At 75.9% G+C, this 16,901-nt stretch carries 15 protein-coding genes; 4 read left to right on the top strand and 11 right to left on the bottom strand.

Going from position 1 to position 16,901, the window contains the following annotated elements:
• Window positions 1-250: 250 nt before the first annotated feature.
• Entirely contained in the window at window positions 251-877 is a 627-nt protein-coding gene (locus AB0N76_RS05475) for a DUF1707 and DUF4190 domain-containing protein (RefSeq protein ID WP_363553433.1), read from the bottom strand.
• A gap of 291 nt (window positions 878-1,168) precedes the next feature.
• Here AB0N76_RS05475 and AB0N76_RS05470 point away from each other — a divergent pair, with 291 nt between their 5' ends.
• From AB0N76_RS05470 to AB0N76_RS05455, 4 genes are all read left to right on the top strand, one after another.
• Window positions 1,169-1,984, top strand: a complete 816-nt coding sequence (locus AB0N76_RS05470; RefSeq protein ID WP_363553431.1) for an ABC transporter ATP-binding protein — start codon at window positions 1,169-1,171, stop codon at window positions 1,982-1,984.
• Window positions 1,981-3,636 carry a transporter gene (locus AB0N76_RS05465; protein WP_363553429.1) on the top strand — a complete coding sequence of 552 codons (1,656 nt, stop codon included), beginning with the start codon at window positions 1,981-1,983 and terminating at the stop codon, window positions 3,634-3,636. The genes AB0N76_RS05470 and AB0N76_RS05465 overlap by 4 nt, the downstream gene beginning before the upstream one ends.
• A gap of 213 nt (window positions 3,637-3,849) precedes the next feature.
• The gene (locus AB0N76_RS05460) at window positions 3,850-5,148 is read left to right on the top strand and encodes a DUF2786 domain-containing protein (RefSeq protein ID WP_363553427.1); all 1,299 of its coding nucleotides are present in this window, start codon (window positions 3,850-3,852) and stop codon (window positions 5,146-5,148) included.
• 85 nt (window positions 5,149-5,233) lie between these two features.
• Window positions 5,234-6,337 carry an ADP-ribosylglycohydrolase family protein gene (locus AB0N76_RS05455; RefSeq protein ID WP_363553425.1) on the top strand — a complete coding sequence of 368 codons (1,104 nt, stop codon included), beginning with the start codon at window positions 5,234-5,236 and terminating at the stop codon, window positions 6,335-6,337.
• A gap of 13 nt (window positions 6,338-6,350) precedes the next feature.
• On the opposite strand, the gene AB0N76_RS05450 is transcribed toward AB0N76_RS05455, so the two are convergent.
• From AB0N76_RS05450 to AB0N76_RS05405, 10 genes are all read right to left on the bottom strand, one after another.
• Window positions 6,351-7,667 carry a serpin family protein gene (locus AB0N76_RS05450; RefSeq protein ID WP_363553423.1) on the bottom strand — a complete coding sequence of 439 codons (1,317 nt, stop codon included), beginning with the start codon at window positions 7,665-7,667 and terminating at the stop codon, window positions 6,351-6,353.
• A 124-nt stretch (window positions 7,668-7,791) separates the two neighbouring features.
• Window positions 7,792-8,793 (bottom strand): ADP-ribosylglycohydrolase family protein, encoded by a 1,002-nt coding sequence (locus tag AB0N76_RS05445; RefSeq protein WP_363553421.1) that lies wholly within the window; start codon window positions 8,791-8,793, stop codon window positions 7,792-7,794.
• A gap of 19 nt (window positions 8,794-8,812) precedes the next feature.
• The gene (locus AB0N76_RS05440; RefSeq protein ID WP_363553419.1) at window positions 8,813-10,027 is read right to left on the bottom strand and encodes a cytochrome P450; all 1,215 of its coding nucleotides are present in this window, start codon (window positions 10,025-10,027) and stop codon (window positions 8,813-8,815) included.
• A gap of 134 nt (window positions 10,028-10,161) precedes the next feature.
• Window positions 10,162-11,169, bottom strand: coding sequence for a hypothetical protein (locus AB0N76_RS05435; protein ID WP_363553417.1), 1,008 nt, complete (start codon window positions 11,167-11,169; stop codon window positions 10,162-10,164).
• On the bottom strand, window positions 11,166-12,530 hold the full coding sequence (locus AB0N76_RS05430; RefSeq protein ID WP_363553416.1) for a protein phosphatase 2C domain-containing protein: 1,365 nt from the start codon (window positions 12,528-12,530) through the stop codon (window positions 11,166-11,168). The genes AB0N76_RS05435 and AB0N76_RS05430 overlap by 4 nt, the downstream gene beginning before the upstream one ends.
• Window positions 12,531-12,543: 13 nt before the next feature.
• Complete coding sequence (locus AB0N76_RS05425; protein ID WP_363553414.1) at window positions 12,544-13,203, bottom strand: VWA domain-containing protein; 660 nt, start codon at window positions 13,201-13,203, stop codon at window positions 12,544-12,546.
• Window positions 13,204-13,246: 43 nt separating this feature from the next.
• Complete coding sequence (locus tag AB0N76_RS05420; protein WP_363553412.1) at window positions 13,247-13,759, bottom strand: hypothetical protein; 513 nt, start codon at window positions 13,757-13,759, stop codon at window positions 13,247-13,249.
• Window positions 13,756-15,150, bottom strand: a complete 1,395-nt coding sequence (locus AB0N76_RS05415) for a methyl-accepting chemotaxis protein (protein ID WP_363553410.1) — start codon at window positions 15,148-15,150, stop codon at window positions 13,756-13,758. The genes AB0N76_RS05420 and AB0N76_RS05415 overlap by 4 nt, the downstream gene beginning before the upstream one ends.
• Window positions 15,151-15,379: 229 nt before the next feature.
• Window positions 15,380-16,120 (bottom strand): Sir2 family NAD-dependent protein deacetylase, encoded by a 741-nt coding sequence (locus tag AB0N76_RS05410; RefSeq protein WP_363553408.1) that lies wholly within the window; start codon window positions 16,118-16,120, stop codon window positions 15,380-15,382.
• 56 nt (window positions 16,121-16,176) lie between these two features.
• Window positions 16,177-16,788: a hypothetical protein gene (locus AB0N76_RS05405; RefSeq protein ID WP_363553406.1), complete on the bottom strand. Its 612-nt coding sequence runs from the start codon at window positions 16,786-16,788 to the stop codon at window positions 16,177-16,179.
• Window positions 16,789-16,901 lie beyond the last annotated feature (113 nt).

The following is a 16,901-nucleotide window of genomic DNA, read 5'->3' as shown; positions in this document are numbered from 1 at the left end:
GCATGCACGCACAAGGACCCGGGGACACCCCAGGCACAAGGTCAGAGCGTACCTAGCGCATCGGGCGCGGTCAAAACAAATGCAACGTCGCAGGTCGTGGCCGTCGACCGGGTGTCGCCGGGGTGTCCCGCGCACGGCCGCCCGGTGTCGGACCGTTCTCCTGCTGCTCTACCACACGCGCGGGGGCGGCGCCACTCGGGACGGTGGCCGGGGCCGCCGCCGAACGGGTGCCGGACGGGTGCCCGCGCGGTCAGCCGAAGAACAGCAGCGCCAGCAGGATCAGCCCCCAGAACGAGATCGACAGCCAGCCGAAGACGAGCCCGGTGACGGCCATGCCGTCGCCCTCCTCGTCCCGCTCCGCCACCTGCCGCCGTCCGAGGTGCCCGGTGATCACGGCCGGCACGCCCAGCAGCCCGCCGGTCGGCAGGCAGGCCAGGCCCAGCACCAGCGAGGTCACCGCCATGGCGTTGGTCCGTCGGGGTGGCGGCGGGGCCAGGAAGGTCGGCGGCACCACGGCCGCGGCGGCCGGCGGCGCCATCGGGACCGCCATCGGGGTCACCATCGGCCCGGCCGGCAGGTCGGCGACCAGCCGGGCGAGCTGGCCGTACGTCTGCGCGCCGCTCGCCGCCTCGAAGCGCTCGCCGTACTCGGCGGCGCTGAGCCGGCCCTCGGCGAAGGCGGCCTTCAGCACGTCCACCGTCCGCTCGCGGTCGGTGTTGGCCGCGCGCATCGCGGTCGGCGGCACCGCCGCCTGGGGCATCGCGGGCTGATGCGTCGTGGGCTGCGGCATCGGGGGCGGCGGCATCGGGGGCGGCGCGGCCGGTGCGGGCGGCTTGGCCATCCCGGAACCCTGCTCACCCCACGGCTGTACGGCCATCCGCCACCTCCCGGTTCCCCCGCCCGCCCAAGGCTTCTCCAGCCCTCACTGACTCTCATAGTGCAGGACGAACAGGGCGCCTGAGTAGTTGCCATTTCCCCGGATTCACCGGGATTCGTACGCGATGCGATCCTCCCGCCTCCTCCGCTTCACCCGTTTGGTCCAGACACGCCCGGGGCATCGGCACAGGAGACAGGCCCGGCCGGACGGTGGCAGGCTGTCGTCGGGCCGATGTCGATCATGAAACGATCATCAGCCGGACCAGCCCGCCCACCAGCAGAGAAGGCCGCCATGCAGGCGTCAGCGCCGCCGCCGTCCCCCGTCCCCGCCGTCCCCGCGGCCGTCCCCTCCGCCGTCTCCATCCAGGGGCTGTGGAAGCACTTCGGCACCCAGGCCGCCGTCGCCGGCCTCAGCCTGGAGCTGCCGACCGGGGCGTTCATCGGACTGGTCGGCCCCAACGGCGCCGGCAAGACCACCACCCTGTCGATGGTCACCGGCCTGCTCCGGCCCGACCAGGGCACCGTCCTCGTCCACGGCGCCGACGTCTGGGCCGACCCGGTCGCCGCCAAGGCCCGGATCGGCATCCTCCCCGAGGGCCTGCGGATGTTCGAGCGGCTCAGCGGCCGCGAACTCCTGCAGTACAACGGCCGGCTCCGCGGCCTGCCCGGCGCCGAGGTCGACCGCCGCGCCGAGGAGCTCCTCGCCGTCCTCGACCTCGCCGGCCACGCCGACAAGCTGGTCGCCGACTACTCCACCGGCATGCGCAAGAAGATCGGCCTCGCCGCCGCCCTGCTGCACAACCCGGACGTGCTCTTCCTCGACGAGCCCTTCGAAGGCGTCGACCCGGTCTCCGCGCAGACCATCCGCGGCGTCCTCAAGCGGTACGCGGCGGCCGGCTCCACCGTCGTCTTCTCCAGCCACGTCATGGAACTCGTCGAGCAGCTCTGCGACTGGGTCGCCGTGGTCAACACCGGCCGGGTCATCGCCCACGGCCCGCTCGACACCGTCCGCGGCGACCGCAGCCTGCACGAGGCCTTCCTCGACCTGATCGGCGTCCGCGAGGACGACGGCCAGTCCCTCGGCTGGCTCGGCGGGGGCGAGCGGTGAGCCCCTCCCCCGCGCCGGCCCCGGCCGCGACCGTACCGGGGCTCCCCGACGACCGGACCGTGGTCCGCACCCTCGTCTCGCTCAAGCTCCGGCTGCTCCGCAACGGCCTGCGCCGCAACCGCGGCCGCGCCGTCCTGTACGCCCTCGGCGCCGTCCTCGGCGTGCTGTTCGCCGCCGGGATCGCGCTCGCCGTCGCCATGCTGAGCAACGCCGCCGACCGCGGCTCGGCCGGCGACGCCGGGGTCGTCCTCACCGCCGCCCTCGCCGTCGGCTGGGCGGCGATCCCGCTCTTCCTGTTCTCCAGCGACGAGAGCGCCGACCCGACCCGGCTCACCATGCTGCCGCTGCGCCCCGGCCCGCTGCTGCGCGGCTCGCTGCTCGCCTCGCTGCTCGGCCCGGGGCCGCTGACCAGCCTGATCCTGCTGACCGGCGCCGCGATATCCGGCGCGGACGGCGCCGCCTCGGCGGTCGCCGGGGTGCTCGGCGTCCCGCTCGCCGTGCTCACCGTCGTCGTCCTCTCCCGCTCGGTCGCGGCCGGCAACGCCCGGCTGCTCTCCAGCCGGCGCGGCAAGGACTTCGCCATCTTCGGCGGCCTGCTGTTCGCGCTGCTGGTGCAGATCGCCAACGTCGGCTCGCAGAGCGTCTTCGGCAAGCCCGGTGAACACGGCCTCGACCTCAGCCCGCTCGCCCCGGTCGCCGCCGTCCTGCGCTGGATCCCGCCGGTCGGCGCGGTCGACGCCGCCCGCACCGCCGGCGAGGGCGACTACCCGCTCGCCGCGCTGCAGCTGGCCACCACCGCCGCCCTGCTCGTCCTCCTGCTGCGCTGGTGGCGCAACAGCCTCCAGCAGCTGATGGTCACCGCCGACGCCTCCACCCTGGAGGTCGTCCGCGGCGTCGAGGGCTCCCGGCGCGGCTGGCGCTTCCTGCCCGAGGGCCGGGTCGGCGCCGTGATGCAGCGCCACCTGCGGTACGCCTGGCGGGAACCGCGGGCCAAGGCCGCCGTCTTCACCAGCATCGGGATGACGCTCGTCATCTGCGTGCTGTCGATGGTCCAGGGCTGGGCGACGGTCTACCTGGTCGCGATGACCGGGATGTTCCTCGGCCTGCAGATGCTCAACCTGTTCGGCATGGACGGCTCGGCGTTCTGGATGGTCGCCGCCACCCTGCTCACCCCCGCCGACGCCCGCGCCGAACTGCGCGGCCGCGCGTACGCGATCCTCTCCTACGCCGTCCCGGTCACCCTGGTGCTCTCCGCCGTCCTCGCCGCCGTCACCGGCGACTGGGCCGGCCTGCCCTCGGCCCTCGGCCTGGCGTTCGCCCTGCTCGGCAGCGGCCTCGCGATCGGCGCGGTGCTCAGCGTGCTCGCGCCGTACACCATGCCGGCCGACAACAACCCGATGCGCAACGCCGCCCCCGGCCAGGGCGGCCTGGTGATGCTCAACAGCTTCGGCTCGATGTTCGGCAGCGCCCTGGTCGCCGGCCCGGTCATCGGCTACCTCGCCTGGGCCCTCGCCACCGACGCCCCCACCTGGCCCGTCCTCCTGGCCGGCCCCCTCTACGGCGCCCTGGTCGCCGTCCTCGGCCTCCGCCTCGCCGCCGGCCGCCTCCTGGAACGCCTCCCCGAGATCCTCACCAAGGCCGTCGAACGCTGACCCCTTCCCCGATCCCCGCCCCGGCGGCCCCTCCCACCCAGGAGGGGCCGCCGCCGTCTTCCCGCCCCACTCCGCGCCCCCATCGAAGCGGGAGCTGCCGCGGTCCGTCGGCGTCCGCCCGGGGCGAAGCCCCCCGGGCTTCGGCGAGGCGTGGGTGCTGGGGGCGGGTCCGGCATCATGGGGAGGAGGTATGGGAGCCCGGAGGTAGGCGGCGTGGGTAGGCGGAAGCAGGGTGGCGGCGGCGGGGACGCCGGGGGGCTGGTGGAGCAGGCGGTGCGGGCCGTGGTGGTGGCGCCGGAGGAGGGGCTTGACCTCGCGCTGGACACCGGGGCCTCGCTGCTGGCGGCCTCGCCCGGGCAGTGGCCGGCGGTGAGCCGGGCGGTGCTGGGGTACGCGGACACCGCCGTCGGCCGGTGCTGGGCGGCGGGCTGGCGGCCGGCCGATCTGGTGCGGGTGGTGCGGCGCGAGCTGAAGCCGGTGCACCTGGCGCTGGCCGTGGACCTGATCGCCGCCGAGAACCGCCGCTACCCCGCGGCCGCGCCGGACCGCCGCTGGCAGGAGCAGCTGCGCGAGCTGGAGGCGGCCGTCTGGTGGCCGTCGGACGAGGCGTTCCTGGCCGGGTTCGCGCAGCGGCACCGGCTGGACCGGTTCGCGCTGGCCACCGTGCTGCTGGAGCTGGTGCGCAGCTGGGGCCGGCTGCCGCCGATCTCGCCGGTGGGTCCGGCGCCGGGGCAGCAGGGGCAGGTGCGGCGCCGGGAGGCGCGGGGCCCGGTCGCCGGGGAGCCGCGGATGCTGTCCCGGATCCGGGCGCTGCTGGCGAAGGCCGAGTCCACCGAGTACCCGGAGGAGGCCGAGGCGCTGACCGCGAAGGCGCAGCAGCTGATGGCGCAGCACAGCATCGACGAGGCGCTGCTGGCCGTCGACGGCGCCGACCGGAACGCGCCCGGCGCGCTGCGGATCGGCGTGGACAACCCGTACGAGGGCCCGAAGACGATGCTGCTGGACGCGGTCGCGGCGGCGAACCGGTGCCGGGTGGTGTGGGCGAAGGAGTTCGGCTTCTGCACCGTGATCGGCTTCGACGCCGACCTCGACGGCGTGGAGCTGCTGTACACCTCGCTGCTGGTGCAGGCGACGCACGCGATGCAGCAGGCCGGCGGCCGTCAGCACCTGGACGGGGCCTCGCGCACCAAGGCGTTCCGGCAGTCGTTCCTGGTGGCGTACGCGGCGCGGATCCGCGAGCGGCTGACCGAGGCGACCGAACGGACCACCAGTGACGCGGCGGCCGGCCGGCACCTGCGCGAGGACGGCACGGCCGAGCAGCTGACGCCGGACGAGCGGCTGCTGCCGGTGCTGGCGGCCCGTTCCGCCGCGGTGGACGACGAGGTGGGCCGGATGTTCCCGAAGCTGGTGTCGCAGCGGGTGCGGGTGAGCGACGGCGAGGGCTGGGCGGCGGGCCGCGCGGCGGCGGACCGGGCGGCCCTGCACGGCCGGGCCGGGGAGATCCGCCGCTGAGTTCCGGGCTACTGGTACAACAACCCGGGGTAGGACAGCGCACGGCGGGACGGCACGGGGCCGGAGAGCAGAGGGGCGGGCAGCGGTGGGCGAGGAGACGGGGTACCGGGACCGGGTGCGCGGGGCGCTGCTCGCCGGCGCGGTCGGGGACGCGCTGGGCTGGCCGGTGGAGTTCCAGCGGCTGGACCAGATCCGGGAGCGGTTCGGCCCGGACGGCGTGACCGGTCTGCCCGGCGGCGGCCTGGTCGCCGAGGTGACCGACGACACCCAGATGACGCTGTTCACCGCCGAGGGCCTGATCCGGGGCTTCGTCCGGGGCTGGTCGGGCGGCGGCGGTTCGGTGCCGGAGGCGGTGCACGGCGCCTACCGCCGCTGGCTGCTCACCCAGCAGCAGGGCGCGCCGGACCGGGAGCCGCTGGCCCGCCCGTACGACGGGTGGCTACTGCGCGAGCCGTTCCTGTACGCGCGGCGGGCGCCGGGCAACGCCTGCCTGACCGGGGTGAAGTACCACCCGGTGTTCGAGGCGCCGGTGGCGCTGGGCGGGCCGGGGCCGATCAACGCGCACTCGAAGGGCTGCGGCACGGTGATGCGGTCGGCGCCGTTCGGGCTGGGCCGGCTGGGGGTGGAGCAGTCGTTCGGGCTGGCCGCGCAGTGCGCGCAGCTGACCCACGGGCATCCGACCGGCTACCTGGCGGCGGGCGCGTTCGCGGCGCTGGTGGAGCGGCTGGCAGGCGGGACGGAGCCGTGGGCGGCGGTCGGCGAGACGGTGGAGCAGACCCGGGAGTGGCCGGCCTCGAAGGAGACCGTGCAGGCGCTGGCCCGGGCGGTGCGGGTGGCGCAGGAGGCGGAGCCCTCGGCGGAGGCCGTGGAGCGGGTGGGGCTGGGCTGGATCGCCGAGGAGTGCCTGGCGATCGCGGTGTACTGCCTGCTGGCGACGGCCGACCGGCCGGACCCGGCCCGGTCGGCGCTGCTGATGTCGGTGAACCACTCGGGCGACAGCGACTCGACCGGGGCGGTCTGCGGGAACCTGGTCGGCGCGGCGTACGGCGCCTCGGCGCTGCCCCTCGACTGGGCGGAGGCGGTGGAGGGCCGGGACACCCTGCTGCGGACGGCGGACGACCTGCTGGTGCTGTTCGGCAGCCGCGAGCCGGGCCATCCGGCGCTCGGGGACCGCTACCCCGCCTGGTGAGCGGCCCCGGCGCCTACCGCGCCGCCGGGTCGGTGACCTGGCCGAGGAAGAGCGGCCGCCCGGTGGCGGTGTCCCGGACCAGGAACAGGAACGGCCGGTCGACGTGCAGCTGGACGGGGCTCCTGGGCGCCTTCGCGGTCACCGCCTCGGCGACGACGCCGCTGCCGGCCGCCGCCACGGTGCCCTGCTCGTCGACCTGGACGGTGGCCTTCTGCCGCACGGTGGCGATCCGCAGGCGTTCGCCGGTGCCCGGCCCGGGGATGCCGGAGAGGTCGGCGTCGCCCTCGAACGCGGCCCGCACGCCGAGCGCCCGCAGGGCGGGCGTGAGTTCGTTCGCGGTGTCGAAGTGGAACTTCGGCAGGGTGAGGTCGACGGTCCGTTCGGCGAGCGAGCCCAGGATGAGGTCCAGCTGCGCCTGGTCGAGGCCCTTGCGGAACGCGTCGTAGCCGCCCTGCGCGGGCACCACCACGTCCATCGCCAGGGTGCCGCCCGCGTACGGGAGTTCGACGGCCTGCCAGGGCTGGCCGAGGATGCCGCCGAAGCCCTCGGCGTAGCGGAGCGGCTCGTTCTGGGCCATCGTGGGGACGGGCGCCTCGGTGCCGTCGAGGCGGTGGAACGGCCGGTCGGCGGTGTGCGCGGGCTTGAACGGGGTGGCCCAGTCCGCCTTGAGGTAGAGCGCGTCGGTGAGCACGAGCCGGGTGTCGGCGTTGAACTGCCCCTGGCCGAAGAGGTCCTTGATCCGGCCCTCGGTGGCCTTGGCGACCGCGGCGTTGACGGTCTTCCGGGCGTCCTCCGGGTCCTTGCGGAAGTCGACGGTGTGCACGCCGGTGTCGAAGGCGGCGGCGAGGACGCCGAGGTAGCGCTGGTCGAGCGGGAAGTCGCGCTGCGCCCACAGGTCGTCGGCCTGCCTGAGCACCGGCCCGCCCTTGCCCTTCCCGGCGCCGTTCCCGGCGCCCGCGCGGCGGAGGGCGCCGGTGGCGAGCGCGTACTGCTCGGGGGTGAGCCCGGTGTGCAGGGCCTTGGCGAGTTCGTCGGCGGTGGCGCCGCGCGCGCCGGGCAGCACCATGGCGAGCGCGGTGGCCAGGCCGGCCGGGGAGAGCACCAGGTTGCGGCCGGCGGCGGCCGGGTCGGCGGTCAGGGTGTGCAGCAGGTCGAGGCCGAAGGCGCCGGTGGCGGTGGCGGTGGCCGCGACCTGGGCGGGGTCGGCGGGCGGCAGCGAGGCGGGGGCGTCGGCCCGGACCACGGTCGCGGTGCCGGTGGAGCCGCAGGCGGTGAGCAGCGCCGCGCAGCAGAGCAGCGCCGCCGCGGGGCGTCGGGTACGGACGGGCATGGCTGACCTCGGCCCCTCGGGTCGCGGCGCGGGCCGGTGCCCGCGTCTCGGTGCCGGTTCGACGTGACGCGGACGGTACCGGTTCCCGGCGGGGCGACCGCGCACCGCCGCACGCCCGGGCGCGTCAGTCCCAGAGCGCGCCGAACTCCAGCAGCTCGTCCCGGTGCTCGATCCGCTCCACCCACTCGGCCGGCCAGGCCCGCGCGCCCAGGTGGGCCCCGGCGAAGGCGCCGGTGAGGCAGGCGATCGAGTCGGAGTCCCCGGAGGAGTACGCGGCCCGCCGGACGGCCGCCACCGGGTCCTCGGGCAGCAGCAGGAAGCAGAGCAGCCCGGTGGCGAGCGCCTCCTCGGCGATCCAGCCCTCGCCGGTGGCCAGGCACGGGTCGGCCTCGACGTCGGGCGCGGCCAGCGCGGCGGTGAGCCGGTCGAGGACGGCCAGGCAGTCGTCCCAGCCGCGGGCGATGAACGCCTCCGCCGTCCGGTACTGCGAGTGGTCGACGAGGTCGCCGAGCCAGAACCGGTCGTAGCGGGTGCGGTTGGCCAGCGCGTACGCCCGCAGCACGGCGGGCAGGCCGGCCGGCGGCAGGCCCTCGGCGAGCTTGCGGACGGCGTACGCGGTGAGGTCACTGGCGGCGAGCGCGGTGGGGTGGCCGTGGGTGAGGCCGGACTGGAGCTGGGCGGCGCCGGCGGCCTGGGCCGGCGTCAGGCCGCGGACCAGGCCGATCGGGGCGACCCGCATGTTGGCGCCGCAGCCCTTGGAGCCGACGTCGCTGGCGAGCTGCCAGCGGACCCCAGGCGAGCTGAGCCGCTGGCAGGACCGCAGACAGGTCATCCCGGGGGCGCGGGTGTTCGACGGCGAGCGCCACCAGTCGACGAACTCCTCGCGCACCGGCCGTTCCAGCCGCAGCGGGGTGAGCGGGCCGCGGTCCAGCGCGGTGCGCAGGCCACGGGCCAGCGCGAGCGTCATCTGGGTGTCGTCGGTGACCAGCGCGCGCTCCGGCAGCGGCAGCCGCCGCCAGTCCGGCCACTGCCACGCGATCGTCTCGACGTCCGAGAACTCGGTGCCCTTGCCCAGCGCGTCCCCGATCGCCAGCCCCAGCAGTGCCCCCGTCGCCCTGTCGCCCACGGCCCGGTCCCCCTTCGCGTCACACCTCGACCAGCAGCTCCTCCAGCCCCCGGATCACGTAGCCCGGGCGCCAGACCGGCTCGCGGACCAGGCGCAGGCCCGGGGCCCGGTGCAGCAGGGTGCCGAAGGACTCGACGAGCTCGATTCTGGCAAGCGGCGCGCCGAGACAGAAGTGGATTCCGGCGCCGAAGGTGATGTGCGGGTTGTCGGCGCGGCCGAGGTCGAGGCGGTCGGGGTCGGCGAAGCGCTCGGGGTCGCGGTTGGCGGAGCCGAACAGCAGGGCGACCTCGGAGCCGCGCGGGACGGTGACGCCGCGGACCTCGATGTCCTCCAGCACCCAGCGCTCGAACATCTGCAGCGGGGTGTCCCAGCGCATCAGCTCCTCGACGGCGGTGGGCAGCAGCCCGTCGACGTCGGCGCGCAGCCGGGCCAGCTCCCCGGGGTTGCGGAAGAGCGCCCACCAGCCGTTGCCGGTGGTGTTGACGGTCGCCTCGTGGCCGGCGTTGAGCAGCAGGACGCAGGTGGAGATCATCTCCTGCTCGCTGAGCGCGTCGGAGCCCTCCTGCGCCTGGATCAGCGCGGTGACCAGGTCCTCGCCGGGGGCGGCGCGGCGGGCCCGGATGAGCTCGCGCAGGTAGTCGGAGAACTCGATGCTCGCGGTGACGGCCCGGCGGGCGGTCTCCTCGCTCGGGTTGAGCTCGAACATCCCGGTGATGTCGGCGGACCAGGGGCGCAGCAGGTGCCGGTCGGACTCCGGGACGCCGAGCATCTCGGCGATCACCGCGACCGGCAGCGGCTCGGCGACGGTGGCGATCAGGTCGCCGCCGCCGTCCGCGAGCAGTCCGTCGACGAGTTCGCCGGCGAGCCGGTGGACGGTGGGGCGCAGGCCCTCGACCATCCGCGGGGTGAAGGCCTTGGCGACCAGCCGGCGGATCCGGGTGTGGTCCGGGGCCTCCAGGTCGAGCAGCCCGTGGTCGTTGAGGGTGTGGAAGGGCTCGTGGGCCGGGTCGGGCGCGGTCCGGCCGAACTCCTCGTGGCCGAACCGGTGGGTGTAGGTGCGGCCGAGCCGGCGGTCCCGGAGCAGCGCGCTGACGTCCTCGTGGCGCGAGACCAGCCACTGGTTCGTGGGCGCGTAGTAGGTCACCGGGGCCTGCTCGCGCAGTTCGGCGTACGCGTCGTAGGGGTGGGCCACGAAAGCCGCCGACCAGGGGTCGAACTTCGCCGTCGTCGTCATGGGTCGATCACTCCTGGCCGTGAGGGGGAGCCGGAAGGATCATCGTACGCATGCGCTCCGTCCGGCTCCGTCCGGTGTCTCGCACCCCGTCAGCTCGCGCTCCGGGAGGTCACACCCTGTCAGGTCGCATCCCGTCAGCTCGGGCGGTTCAGCCGGATGCTGCCGCGCGCCGCCCGGCCGTCGAACAGCCGCGGGTCGACCGGGCGGGGCGGCTGGGACGGCCGGGGCGGGACGGCGCCCGGCGGCGTCAGCGCGATCGCGTCCCGCCCTTCCAGCGCCGCCCGCCAGGTGTGCAGGTCCGGCCTGGTCCCGTACGCCCCGCCCGCCTGCTCCCAGACCCGGCGGACCATCGCCGCGCTCCGGTCCGCCAGCACCCCCGGCAGCGGCTCGAACGGCTGCCCGGGCGTCAGGTACGGGTCCTGCGCCAGGGTCCGGCCGATCAGCAGCGCCGCCTTGTAGCGGTCGCTGTCCACGGTGGCCGCGCTGCCGTGCGGGGAGAGCGGGTCCGCCCAGTCGGGCGTGTCCGCCTGCTCCAGCACCGGGGCCGCCCCGATCCGGCGGATGCCGTCGCAGTCCAGCAGGTACACGGCCGGCTCGGGCCGCACCGTCCACAGCACGTTGGCGTGCGAGAGGTCGCCGATCACCAGCCCCCGCCGGTGCAGCCGCCCGACCAGCCCCACCACCTCCAGCAGCAGGGCCAGCCGCTGCTCCGGGTCCGGGCGGAGCACGCCCTGGGTGGCGGCGCGCGGCGGGTAGAGCAGGTACTGCGCCTCGGTGAGCTTGCGCGCGCCGGCGCCGGTCAGCCAGGTCATGGCCGGCGGCGCCTCCCGCATCAGGAAGCCGACGCAGCGCGGGCCGTCGACCACCCGGCAGAGCGGCCAGGCGGTCTGCGCGTCCAGCCGATCCCGGTCGGCCGCGGGCAGCCCGTGCCGCAGGGCGACCAGTTCGGTCAGGGCCCGGCCGTTGACCTTCCCGGGGTCGAGGTAGTGCTTGAGCAGCAGGCCGGGGTAGCCGTCCAGCCGCTGCACCCGGCCCTGGCCGCCCCGGCCGGCCTCGTCGCCGAGGTTCAGCAGCGCCAGGTCGACGTCGAAGCCGTGGGCCAGCGCGGTGGCGATGTCGGGGGCCCGCTCCGGGGTGCTCATGCGGTGGCCTCCCAGAGGCAGACGACCGAGCGGTCGTCGTCGTAGCTGCGCACCCGGACCTGGGCCTGCCAGAGGAAGTCGGCCAGGCCGGGGATCTCCGCGCCGCCCCAGTGCGCCCGCAGGAAGTCCCGCAGCTCGCGCTCCTTGAGCACCGGGAGCGAGAGGCCGTCGGTGCAGAGCACCAGCAGGTCGCCGGGCAGGGTGTCGGCCAGCAGCCGGGCCCGGACGTGCTCGTACGCCTCGGGCAGGCAGTGCGTGCCGGTGCTGATCAGCGCGCCGTCCTCGTCGCCCGCGTCGAGGTCGGACCACTCGTCCTCGCGCAGCCGCAGCAGGCCGCCGTCGCCGACCGCGACGAAGCCCCGGACCCGCAGGTCCGGGTCGGCCGGGACCAGCAGGGCGCGCAGGGTGGTCGAGTAGGCCTTGGGCGGCAGGCCGCGCTGGGTGGCCTCCTGGGCGAGTTCCACCGCCGCGGCGGCGACGATCTGGCCCGTCAGCATGGCGAACTCGGCCTCGGCGCCGGCCCGCAGCTGGGCCAGCAGGGTCTCCGCGCGGCCGGCCACCTGCTTGGCCAGCAGCCGGACGATCCCGTTGGAGCCGTGGTGGGAGTACGGCTGGGAGCCGACGCCGTCGGCGACCGCGACCAGCAGCAGGTCGCCGATCCGGGTGACCAGGGCGGCGTCCTGGCGGCACTCGGCGGCGTAGCGGTGCGAGTCGCCGCGGACCGAGGCGGCGCGGACGGTGACCGGGCCGAACCGGCCGCCGTCCACCACGGTGTCGGGCAGCAGGGCGCCGAACAGGTCGGTGCCGACGGCGGGGATGTCGGTCGGCTCGGCCGGGTAGGCCGGGGGCTTGCGGCCGACGTGCGGCAGCGGGGTGCCCTGCTCCCGGGGCGAGGCGGGCCGGACGGCCGGCCCGGCGACGGACGGGTCGGCGCCGTACTGCTCGTCGCCGGACTGCTCGTCGCCGTACTGGTCGTTCGCGACGACGGCGGGCGGTGCGACGGCGGGCGGCTCGGCGCTGTACGGCTCGGTGACGCGCGGTGCCATGACGACCGACCCGACGGCGGACGGGTCGGTGACGGCCGCGGGCACGACCGGGCCGCCGACCGCCGGCACCGGATCGGCCCGGGGCCCGCGCGCGGCGGACGGCCCGGGGCCGACCGGGCGGGGCAGGAACCCGTCCGGCACGGTGGGCCCGGGCGCGGCCCGCCCCGCGGAGTCGCGGTCGACCGAGGCCGGCGGCGCCTCCAGCCCGTCCTCGTAGACGGACATGGCGAAGTCGATCGCGTCGCCGCTCCACCCCGCCCTGGGGTCCGCCGCCCCGCCGTGCGGCCCGCCGACCGGGTTGTCGTACTGGTTCATCCCGCGGCCCGGCTCAGAGCTTGTCGAGCGAGACGGCGGTGAACCCGGGCACGTGGTCGTCGACCTGGAGGCTCATGCCCTGCCCGGCCGCGGTCGCCCCGCTCACCGAGCGGACGATCGACCGGGTCAGGCTGGCCGCGAACTCGCGCAGCGCGGGCGCCGGGTCGGCGTTCCCGTCCTCCTGCATGAACGCCTTGAAGGTCGCGACCCGCGCGATCACCCCGCGGTCCGCCTGGCCGATGCCGAAGGCGATGATGTGCGGCCGGAACGCGGCGGCGAGCAGGTCCTGGTAGGGCTGCTCCCAGTCCTCGTCGGTCGGCACGCCGTCGGAGAGGAAGAACACCACCGGGCGGTAGACGTCGTGGCCCTCCGCCTTCAGCTGCTCGACGTCCCGCTCGATCGCCTGCCGGAGCAGGCCGAAGGCGTTGCCGAAGGAGGTCAGGCCGGAGGCCTCCAGGGCGGGCAGCTCGTCGAGGTCGCTGAGGTCGACCAGCGGCTGCAGCTCATTGGCGTCGGTGGAGAAGCCGATCAGCCCGAACCGGGTCTTGTCGGCGATGGTCGGGTTGGTGCTGATCTCCTGGTGGAGGGCGTACAGGGCCTTGTTGAGGGTGTCGATGTCGGCGCTCATCGACCCCGACTCGTCGCACACGGCGTAGAACGGGAGGATCTGCACTGCACTTCTCCATTCGTTGGGTCGGGTCAGCCGGGGTACCGGATCAGCCGGTGTAGAAGTAGATCTCCAGCGAGGCGTGCCGGGGGTTGTCCGCCAGCGAGATGAAGTCCCGGGTGGTCGTCCCCTGGAACATGTCCGGACGGGCCTGCGCGAGCAGCCCGTTGACGGCGTGGGCGTAGGCCTGGCCGACGCCCGGGTCGCGGTTGCTGCCGAAGGTGAGCACCACGGCGGCCTGCCGGCCGGCGTACCGCTCGGTGGCCTTGCGGATCTGCGCGGCCAGGCCGGCGGTGTCCGAGGAGTCCCCGGTCACGTCGACGGTGACCGGGTCGTGCTCGACGCCGCGCGGCGCGGTCGGGGTGGGGGTCGGCCGCGGCGTGGCGCTGGCGGTGGCGCTCGGGGTCGCGGTCGGGGTGGCGGCGGCCCGTTCGGCGGCCACCGGGTCGCCCTGGTCGCCCATCGCGACCAGGGCCAGCACCAGCAGCATGTCGGCGAACAGCCAGCCGGCCAGGTGCACGCCGCGCAGCCGCGGCCGCCCGGTCCGGAACCGGTCCCTCATCGGCCCTGCCCCCGGACCGGCACCTCGTCCAGCTCCAGCAGCGTCTGGTCGTCCAGGTCGACCGGCCCGGCCGCCGGGGCGGCGGGCGTCGGCCGGTCCCGGACCCCGCCGGCGTCCACCGGGGAGGTCTTCGCCATCACCACGCCCGGCGCCCCGGCCGGGCCGGCGAACGCCCGGGCGGCGTCCAGCCGGTCCGCCGCCGCGGTGGCCGCCGAGGCGGCGGCGGCCACCCGGTCGGCCATCGCCGCGACCTCGCGGGTCAGCCCGTCGATCCGCTCCAGCAGCCGGCCGCTGAGGTCGGCGACGGTCTCCGCGCCGGTGGTGAAGCCGCGCTGGGCGACCGCGAGGTCGCGCACCGCGTCCTCCACCCGCTCGCCCGCGCCGGCCAGTTCGGTGCCGACCCGGTCGGTGGCGGCGCGGACCAGCTCGGCCGCCTCGACCGCCTGCTTCCCGCTGCGGTGGACCAGGTCGCCGGTGGCCGCGGCGCCGTCCCGGACGGTCTCGGCGAGCCGGTCGCCGCCGTCCCGGACCGTGCCGGCGAGCCGCTCGCCGCTCTCCCGGACGGCCTGGCCGATCCCGTCGACCGCCTGCTCGATGCCGTCGACGGCGCGGCGCAGCGGGTCGACCGCCGCGCCCGCCTCGGCCAGCCGCTCCTTGGCGCCGGTCACCGACTGCTCGACCACCAGGGCGGCCGCGCCGAGGTCGCGCTGGGTGTCGGCGGCCTGCCGGCCGAGCCGTTCCAGGGTCTCCGCCGCGCCGGTGAGCTCGGCGACGAAGCGCTGCGGCGAGGCCCGGCGGCGCTCGTTCAGCACCACCTGGGCCCGGGTCAGCACCGGGGCCAGGGCGGCCAGCAGCTCCTCCGCCTCCCCGGCCGCCGCCGCCTCGCGGCGCTCGGCCCCGGCCTTGCGCAGGCCGTGCGCGACCGAGAACCCCAGCAGCAGCGCGATGAACACGGAGGCGGACAGCGCGATGTCGCCGAAGGTGGCCCAGCCGGGCAGCCGGCCCTCGAAGCCGGTCTGCCAGAGCTGGAGGAACGGGCGCCCCGCCTGCTTGGCGTCCGCGCCGATCAGCGCCTGGTAGGCGCTGGTGGCCTGCATCAGGCCGAGCCAGGTGACCAGCAGCGGGACGAACACCAGGCCGCCGAGGGCGACTTCGACCCAGGACCAGAACCGCTGCTCGGGCCGCGGCCGGACCGCCGCCCGGACGCTCTCCGGCCGGACGAAGCTGTGCACCAGGTCGAGGTCCGCCCACCGGTCCAGGTCGCCGGTGCCGGAGAGCGCCAGGCCCAGCTCCTTGAGCTCCTCCTGACGGTGCGCCAGGCCGGGCCGGTCCGCCAGGTCGCGCAGCTCGCCCCCGATCGCATGGCGGTCCAGCAGTCGGCCTGAGGTCATGAGGGCTCCTTCGTACGCGCCGCCGCGGGGAGTGGACGCCCGGGACCGGTGCGATGTGCGGGCGCGTCGCCCGTGCAGCCTCCCCCGGTGGCCGAATCCGGCCACGCCGCTCCGCGCGGCAGCGTAGCGCAGAACCGGCCACCGGGACCTGGCACTTCGTCCAGCGGATACCTATTCGTCACCGAACCGCGCGGCGGCGAACCGTGCGCCGCGGCCGCGCCCCGGGCGGTCAGACGTACCGGGCGACCAGCCGGCGGACCAGGGCCGGCAGGGCGGCCGAGATCGGCTCGCGGATCACCTCGTCGGCCGCCTCGTCGAACGGGGTCGGCTCGCCGTTGACCACGATCAGCCGGGCGCCGGTCTTCACCGCGTTGTACGGCAGCGCCGCCACCGGGAAGACCTGCAGGCTGGTGCCGACGGCGATGAACAGCTCGCACGCCTTGCTGATCGCGTCGGCCTGCTGGAGCACCTCCGGGTCCAGGTTCTCGCCGAACATCACGGTGCGCGGCCGCAGCACCCCGCCGCAGTCCCGGCACGGCGGGTCCGGCTCGCCCGCCGCCACCCGGTCCAGGACCTCCGTGGTCGGGCCGGTCGCCCGGCAGTCCACGCACTGCACCTGCCGTGCGGTGCCGTGCAGTTCGAGCACCTTGCGCGGGGTCTGGCCGGCCCGCTGGTGCAGCCCGTCGACGTTCTGGGTCAGCACCCGCAGCGGCAGCCCGGACCGCTCCAGGCCGACCAGCGCGCGGTGCCCGGCGTTCGGCTCGGCGGCCAGCGCGCCGGTCTCGGCGCGCATCCGCCAGGCCCGGCGGCGGACCTCCGGGTCCTCCAGGTACGGGCCGATGGTGACCAGGCGCTGCGCGTCCGGGTCGCGCTGCCAGAGGCCGTTCGGGCCGCGGTAGTCGGGGATGCCGGAATCGGTGGAGATCCCGGCACCGGTGAGCACGGCGATCAGCGGTCGCTTGGCGTTCATGGCCACGGACGGTACGGGCTCGCACCGTCCGGCCGCCACCGATAATCGTCCGGCGCTCAGGCCAGGGCCGGACGCCGGCCGGCGCCGAAGCCCGCCAGCGGGGCCAGCGCCAGCAGGTAGCAGACGGCGGCCACCGGGATGAACGCCAGGTCGGCCGCGGTCAGCACGGTCCCGGCGAGCATCAGCACCGGGCTCCACCAGCGCAGCACCCGCCCGGCCCCGACCGAGGCGGCCACCAGCAGCGCCAGCAGGCCCACGTAGAACAGCAGCGGGCCCACCGAGTAGAAGACCGGCAGCACCCCCGGCCGGCTCTGCAGCTCGTCGAACAGCCGGTGCTGGTCGGCCTTGTCCACCGCCACCGCCCCGACGTACAGGTCGATCCCGATCTGCCCCAGCGAGGCGGCCAGCCCCGCGAACGCCACCGCCAGCGCGGCCCGGAGCCCCGCCCGGCCCCCGGCCGTCCGGCGCGGCCCGGACGCCCGCCCCAGGGCGGCCAGCACCGGGGCGAACAGCGCCAGCCCGAGCAGCATCAGCGTGTGGCCGACCAGCCAGCCGGGTCCGGGTTCGCGCGATCCGTCCAGCAGCCGGATGCCGCCGTACAGCGCCATCAGCACGGGGGCGCCGACGACGGCGAGGGCGGTCAGGCGGGTGGGCTGCGAGGTGTCCATGGTGTGCTCCCGACGAAGGGCCCGCGAGTGCGGGGGTCCGTGATCCGACACCCCGGATCCTGTCCGCCGCACCCCTCGTCGCGGATCGCCCGTACCGGCGAACCCCGGGCCTC

The organism is Kitasatospora sp. NPDC093806 (assembly GCF_040683335.1).
In the GTDB taxonomy this organism is placed as follows: Bacteria; Actinomycetota; Actinomycetes; order Streptomycetales; family Streptomycetaceae; genus Kitasatospora.
This window is presented reverse-complemented; position numbering and strand designations above follow the sequence as displayed.

Excerpts from the sequence above, each read along its gene's own strand:
- AB0N76_RS05410 (WP_363553408.1), bottom strand. The coding sequence starts at position 16,120 with ATGAACGCCAAGCGACCGCTGATCGCCGTGCTCACCGGTGCCGGGATC.
- AB0N76_RS05430 (WP_363553416.1), bottom strand. The coding sequence starts at position 12,530 with ATGAACCAGTACGACAACCCGGTCGGCGGGCCGCACGGCGGGGCGGCG.
- AB0N76_RS05475 (WP_363553433.1), bottom strand. The coding sequence starts at position 877 with ATGGCCGTACAGCCGTGGGGTGAGCAGGGTTCCGGGATGGCCAAGCCG.
- AB0N76_RS05435 (WP_363553417.1), bottom strand. The coding sequence starts at position 11,169 with ATGAGCACCCCGGAGCGGGCCCCCGACATCGCCACCGCGCTGGCCCAC.
- AB0N76_RS05415 (WP_363553410.1), bottom strand. The coding sequence starts at position 15,150 with ATGACCTCAGGCCGACTGCTGGACCGCCATGCGATCGGGGGCGAGCTG.
- AB0N76_RS05450 (WP_363553423.1), bottom strand. The coding sequence starts at position 7,667 with ATGCCCGTCCGTACCCGACGCCCCGCGGCGGCGCTGCTCTGCTGCGCG.
- AB0N76_RS05420 (WP_363553412.1), bottom strand. The coding sequence starts at position 13,759 with ATGAGGGACCGGTTCCGGACCGGGCGGCCGCGGCTGCGCGGCGTGCAC.
- AB0N76_RS05405 (WP_363553406.1), bottom strand. The coding sequence starts at position 16,788 with ATGGACACCTCGCAGCCCACCCGCCTGACCGCCCTCGCCGTCGTCGGC.
- AB0N76_RS05470 (WP_363553431.1), top strand. The coding sequence starts at position 1,169 with ATGCAGGCGTCAGCGCCGCCGCCGTCCCCCGTCCCCGCCGTCCCCGCG.
- AB0N76_RS05440 (WP_363553419.1), bottom strand. The coding sequence starts at position 10,027 with ATGACGACGACGGCGAAGTTCGACCCCTGGTCGGCGGCTTTCGTGGCC.